The sequence below is a fragment of the Saccharopolyspora sp. NPDC002686 genome (genome assembly GCF_040295745.1).
GTDB lineage: Bacteria > Actinomycetota > Actinomycetes > Mycobacteriales > Pseudonocardiaceae > Saccharopolyspora > Saccharopolyspora oryzae.
In genome coordinates this window covers 1-5,184 of the sequence record NZ_JBEOVY010000460.1, presented here as the reverse complement: position 1 = coordinate 5,184, position 5,184 = coordinate 1, and the positions used below count along the sequence as shown (strand labels likewise).

General features: G+C 70.3%; 4 protein-coding genes. 2 read left to right on the top strand and 2 right to left on the bottom strand.

Annotated elements, in window-relative coordinates; translation table 11 throughout:
* The first annotated feature begins 302 nt into the window (after positions 1–302).
* Together ABTZ89_RS35475 and ABTZ89_RS35470 are read left to right on the top strand one after the other, a co-directional pair.
* A complete protein-coding gene (locus tag ABTZ89_RS35475; RefSeq protein WP_351053220.1) occupies positions 303–1,646 on the top strand; it encodes an MFS transporter in 1,344 nt (447 codons plus the stop codon).
* 13 nt (positions 1,647–1,659) lie between these two features.
* Entirely contained in the window at positions 1,660–2,466 is an 807-nt protein-coding gene (locus tag ABTZ89_RS35470) for a putative hydro-lyase (RefSeq protein ID WP_351053217.1), read from the top strand.
* 251 nt (positions 2,467–2,717) lie between these two features.
* On the opposite strand, the gene metK is transcribed toward ABTZ89_RS35470, so the two are convergent.
* Together metK and coaBC are read right to left on the bottom strand one after the other, a co-directional pair.
* The gene (metK, locus tag ABTZ89_RS35465; protein WP_270953367.1) at positions 2,718–3,899 is read right to left on the bottom strand and encodes a methionine adenosyltransferase; all 1,182 of its coding nucleotides are present in this window, start codon (positions 3,897–3,899) and stop codon (positions 2,718–2,720) included.
* Positions 3,900–3,993: 94 nt separating this feature from the next.
* Positions 3,994–5,184 (bottom strand): bifunctional phosphopantothenoylcysteine decarboxylase/phosphopantothenate--cysteine ligase CoaBC (gene coaBC, locus ABTZ89_RS35460; RefSeq protein WP_351053214.1); only part of this gene is annotated, 1,191 nt, incomplete at its 5' end.

The window sequence follows — 5,184 nt, the reverse complement described above, 5'->3', positions numbered from 1 at the left end:
TGGAAATCAGAGGTCCGATTTCCATTGAATTTGCGGAAGTTCTCCGCAGGACCCCGGGACCTGTCCACACGTGTCGGCGTGTCGTACCCCGACGCTCCGGGGGCGTGTCGGCCGACGCATCCGGGTCGGAATCTGGGCTCGGGTGTTGAGAATCGTCTGACGAACTCCTAGAGTCGGCGCACGCCATCCACGGCCGCTCTTCCCCGTGGTGGCACCGGTCGTCCGGCCGTCCGGCTCGACGCTTCGCGTCGGCACCGGCGCGAGCTGCGCACCTCGCTCACCGAGCCAAGGAGCAGTCCTTCATGGCCACCACCTCCCTCGACCCCGGCAAGCAGCGACTGAGCCCACCGGCGAAACGCGCGGTGAAGGGCGCCTGCTTCGGCTTCTTCGTCGACTACTTCGACATCTACCTGCCGGTCGTGGCGCTCACGCCCGCGATCGCCTACTTCCAGCCCCCGCACACCGCCCCGGCGGTGGCCGCCACGCTCGCCTACATCACGCTCGCGCTCACCCTGATCGGCCGCCCGATCGGCGCCATCGTCTTCGGGCGCATCGCCGACATCACCGGCCGCCGCCGGGCCACGCTCGTCGCGGTGGCCGGGGCCGGGGCGTGCACGCTGCTCATGGGCCTGCTGCCCGGTTACGCGACGATCGGCTGGCTGTCGATCGCGCTGGTCCTGCTGCTGCGCTTCGTCGGCGGGGTGTTCATGGGCGGCGAGTACTCCAGCGCGAACCCGCTGGCGATGGAGGCCAGCCCCAAGCACCTGCGCGGCCTGGTCGGCGGTCTCATCGCGGCGGCCTACCCGCTGGGCTACATCGCGATCTCCCTGGTCGTGGCGCTGACCTTCCAGTTCTCGCCGACCGGTGACGTCGATTCGCCCTACGTGCAGTGGGGTTGGCGCATCCCGTTCTTCGTCGGCGCCGGGCTGTCGGTGTGGTTCCTGCTCTACTTCCGCAAGGTCGAGGAATCCGCCGCGTTCGAGCAGGTCCGGAAGACGTCGGCGGCCAAGAAGTCGCCGCTGAAGGAGCTGCTCACCGGCGAGCACCGGCGGAAGCTGCTGCAGGTGCTGCTGATGATGACCGGCATGTGGTTCACCGTGCAGGCCACCCTGTCGGCCACCCCGGCGCTGCTGTCGCAGGTCATCGGCCTGCCGAGCTCGTCGGTGAACACCGGTCTGCTGGTGGCCAACGTGTTCGTCGCCGCCGGGTACCTGGCGATGGCGCAGCTCGGCCAGCGGTTCGGCCGGCGGCGCGTGCTGGTGATCTCCGGGATCTGGACGGTCCTGCTGGTGCCGCTCGTGTTCGCCGCGATGGTCCGGGAAGCGAGCGCCGCAGCGGCTTCGGGCGGCAGCGTGCTGCCGACGATGTTCTGGGCGACGCTGGCGCTGGTGCTCACGGTGTCGCCGTGGGGGATCGTGTCCACCTACATCATCGAGCGCTTCGCCACCGGTGTCCGCGCCTCGGGCTACGGCATCGGCTACAGCCTCGCGGTGATCATCCCCGGCTTCTACGCCTTCTACATGATCGGCCTGTCGAGCTTCATGCCCTACGAGTACACGCCGATCGTGCTGATCGTCCTCGGCGGCGCGTTCGCCACCATCGGCGCCCTGCGCGGCCCGGAAACCCGCGACGCCGACCTGAGCTGACGGAGGGCAACCGATGGATGCGACCACATCTCCCGCAGCAGCAAGAGAAATCATCCGCAGCGGCGGCTGGCCGCGGATCACCACCGGGCTGTGCGCCGGGTACGTCCAGGCCAACCTGGTGATCCTGCCGCAGGAGTCGGCGGCGGAGTTCGCCGAGTTCTGCCGGGCCAACCCGAAACCGCTGCCGCTGCTGGAGAGGACCGAACCAGGCGTCCCGGACCAGCTCCGCGTCGCCCCCGGCGCGGACCTGCGCACGGACCTGCCGAAGTACCACGTGCACCGGCGCGGCGAAGTGTCCGAAGTGGACGACGTCGTGGACGTGTGGCGCGACGACCTGGTGGCCTTCCTCCTCGGGTGCAGCTTCAGCGCCGAAGAGCGCCTGCGCGCCGCCGGGGTCCGCCTCCGCCACCTCGAACTCGACCAAGGCGTCCCGATCTACCGGACCTCGCTGCGCTGCCAGGAGGCAGGCCGCTTCCACGGCCCGGTCGTGGTCTCGATGCGCGCGATCCACCGTTCCGAGGTCTCCCGAGCGGTGGAGGTGACCGGCGAACTCCCCTTCGCCCACGGCTCCCCGCTCCACGTCGGCGACCCCGGATCGATCGGCATCACCGACCTCGCCCACCCCGACTGGGGCGACCCGCTCCCCCTCCAGGACGACGAGGTCCCGGTCTTCTGGGCCTGCGGAGTGACCCCGCAAGCGGTCCTGGCCGAAGTCCGCCCGGACTTCGCCATCACCCACTCCCCCGCCCACATGTTCCTCACCGACCTCCGAGTCACCGACCTCATCACCACACCTCCCCAGGACCACGACACACCCTGACGTGCCGTCAACTCCCGCAAAATCAAAGGAAATCAGAACTCCGATTTGGATTGAATTTGCGTCCCACACCCCGAGCCCCGGCGGAGCCGTCGTCGCCCCGGGAGGTCTGCAGTTTCAATTGAAACTGTGATCCGCCGTGGGTGGGATCCGCAGTTTCAATTGAAACTGTGGTTCCCGACCCCCCGAAGGGGGTTCACGACGCGAAGGGCCCTCCGACCGAGTTCGGTCGGAGGGCCCTTCGGGGTGGGACGTCAGGCGTTGGCCGCGGCCTTGAGGGCGTCGGCGCGGTCCGTGCGCTCCCAGGGGAGGTCGAGGTCCGGGCGGCCGAAGTGGCCGTACGCCGCGGTCGGGGCGTAGATCGGGCGCAGCAGGTCCAGGTCGCGGATGATCGCGGCCGGGCGGAGGTCGAAGACCTCGTTGATCGCCGACTGGATGCGGGCCGGGTCGACGTTCTCGGTCCCGAAGGTCTCCACGAACAGGCCCACCGGAGCCGCCTTGCCGATCGCGTAGGCGACCTGCACCTCGATGCGGCCGGCCAGACCAGCGGCGACGGCGTTCTTCGCAACCCACCGGGTCGCGTAGGCGGCGGAGCGGTCGACCTTCGACGGGTCCTTGCCGGAGAACGCACCGCCACCGTGGCGGGCCATGCCGCCGTAGGTGTCGACGATGATCTTCCGCCCGGTCAGACCGGCGTCGCCCATCGGACCGCCGACCACGAACCGGCCGGTCGGGTTGACCAGCAGCCGGGTGTCGGAGACGTCGAGGTCGAGCTGCTCGATCTCCGGGCCGACCACCTTGTCCTTGATGTCGGTGGCGAGCATGCCCTCGAGGTCGATGTCGGCCGCGTGCTGCGTCGACAGCACCACGGTGTCCAGCCGAACGGCCTGGTCACCGGCGTACTCGATGGTCACCTGGGTCTTGCCGTCGGGACGCAGGTACGGCAGCACGCCGTCCTTGCGGACCTTGGTCAGGCGACGGGACAGGCGGTGCGCCAGCGCGATCGGCAGCGGCATGAACTCCGGCGTGTCGTCGCAGGCGTAGCCGAACATCAGGCCCTGGTCGCCGGCGCCCTGCTTGGCGATCTCGTCGATCACGCCCTCGACCCGCGACTCGTGCGCGGTGTCCACGCCCTGCGCGATGTCCGGCGACTGCGAGCCGATGGCCACGTTCACGCCGCAGGAGTTGCCGTCGAAGCCCTTGGCCGAGGAGTCGTAGCCGATCTCCAGGATCTTCTCCCGCACGATGGTCGGGATGTCGGCGTAGGCGTCGGTGGTGACCTCACCGGCGACGTGCACCTGGCCGGTGGTCACCAGCGTCTCCACCGCGACGCGCGAACGCGGGTCCTGGCCCAGCAACGCGTCCAGGATCGAGTCGCTGATCGCGTCGCAGATCTTGTCCGGGTGGCCTTCGGTCACGGACTCACTGGTGAACAACCTGCGACCGGTGCGCAGGTCAGACTGCTGACTCACGACTCTCCCTGAAGTGCTTTCAAAACCCACCGCATGGTGGTTGACGTGCGCAGCCACCCTACTTGCGGCGCAGCTGCCCGGTCACAGCATCCCACAACGTGGACGCCAGCCGGGATTTCGCGCCGAACGGGATGGGTTGCTCGGTGCCGTCGCTGGCGAGCAGCCAGCCGGCGTTCTCCTCGACCTCGAAGGCCTTGCCGTCCCCGACGGCGTTGACCACCAGCAGGTCGCAGCCCTTGCGGGCCAGCTTGGCGCGGCCGTGGTCGAGGACCGAGGTGGTCGCGTCGCCGGTCTCGGCGGCGAACCCCGCGATCAGCGACGCGGACAGCTTGCCGGCGGCGCGCGCTTCGACCAGTTCGGCGAGGATGTCCGGGTTCTGGGTCAGGGCCAGCGGCTCCGGGTCCGAACCGGACTTCTTGATCTTGTGCTCGACGAGCTTGGCGGGGCGGAAGTCGGCCACGGCGGCGGCCATCACCACGGCGTCCGCGCCGTCGGCCTCGGCCAGCATCACCGACCGCAGTTCCTCCGCGGTGCCCACCTTGATCACCCGGACTCCGGCGGGATCCACCAGGTCGGCGGTGTGCGCGGCGACCAGCGTCACGTCCGCGCCGCGGTGCGCGGCCACGCGGGCCAGCGCGTACCCCTGCCGGCCGGACGAGCGGTTGCCCAGGTAGCGCACCGGGTCCAGCGGTTCGCGGGTGCCACCGGCGGAGATCACCACGCGGCGGCCTTCGAGGTCGCGCGGCAGCGCGGCGGGCTCGGCGAGCAGCAGGCGGGCCAGGTCGACGATCTCGGCCGGGTCGGGCAGCCGGCCCTTGCCGGTGTCCTTGCCGGTCAACCGGCCGCTGTCCGGCTCCGCGACGACGACGCCGCGGCTGCGCAGCAGCGCGACGTTGTGCTGGGTGGCCGGGTGCTCCCACATCTCGGTGTGCATCGCCGGGACCATCAGCACCGGGCACCGGGCGGTCAGCAGCGTCGAGGTGAGCAGGTCGTCGGCCTGCCCGTGCGCGGCGCGGGCCAGCAGGTCGGCGGTGGCGGGGGCGACGACGACCAGGTCGGCTTCCTGCCCGAGGCGCACGTGCTGGACCTCGTGGACGTCGCTGAACACGCCGGTGCGCACCAGCTGCCCGGACAGCGCCTCGAAGGTCGCCGCGCCGACAAAGTTGAGCGCCAACCTGCAGGACGTCCCGCGCCTCGCGCAGCAGCTCCAGCTCCGCGAGGCTGCCGTCGCCGCCGTGCTCCCGCGCCC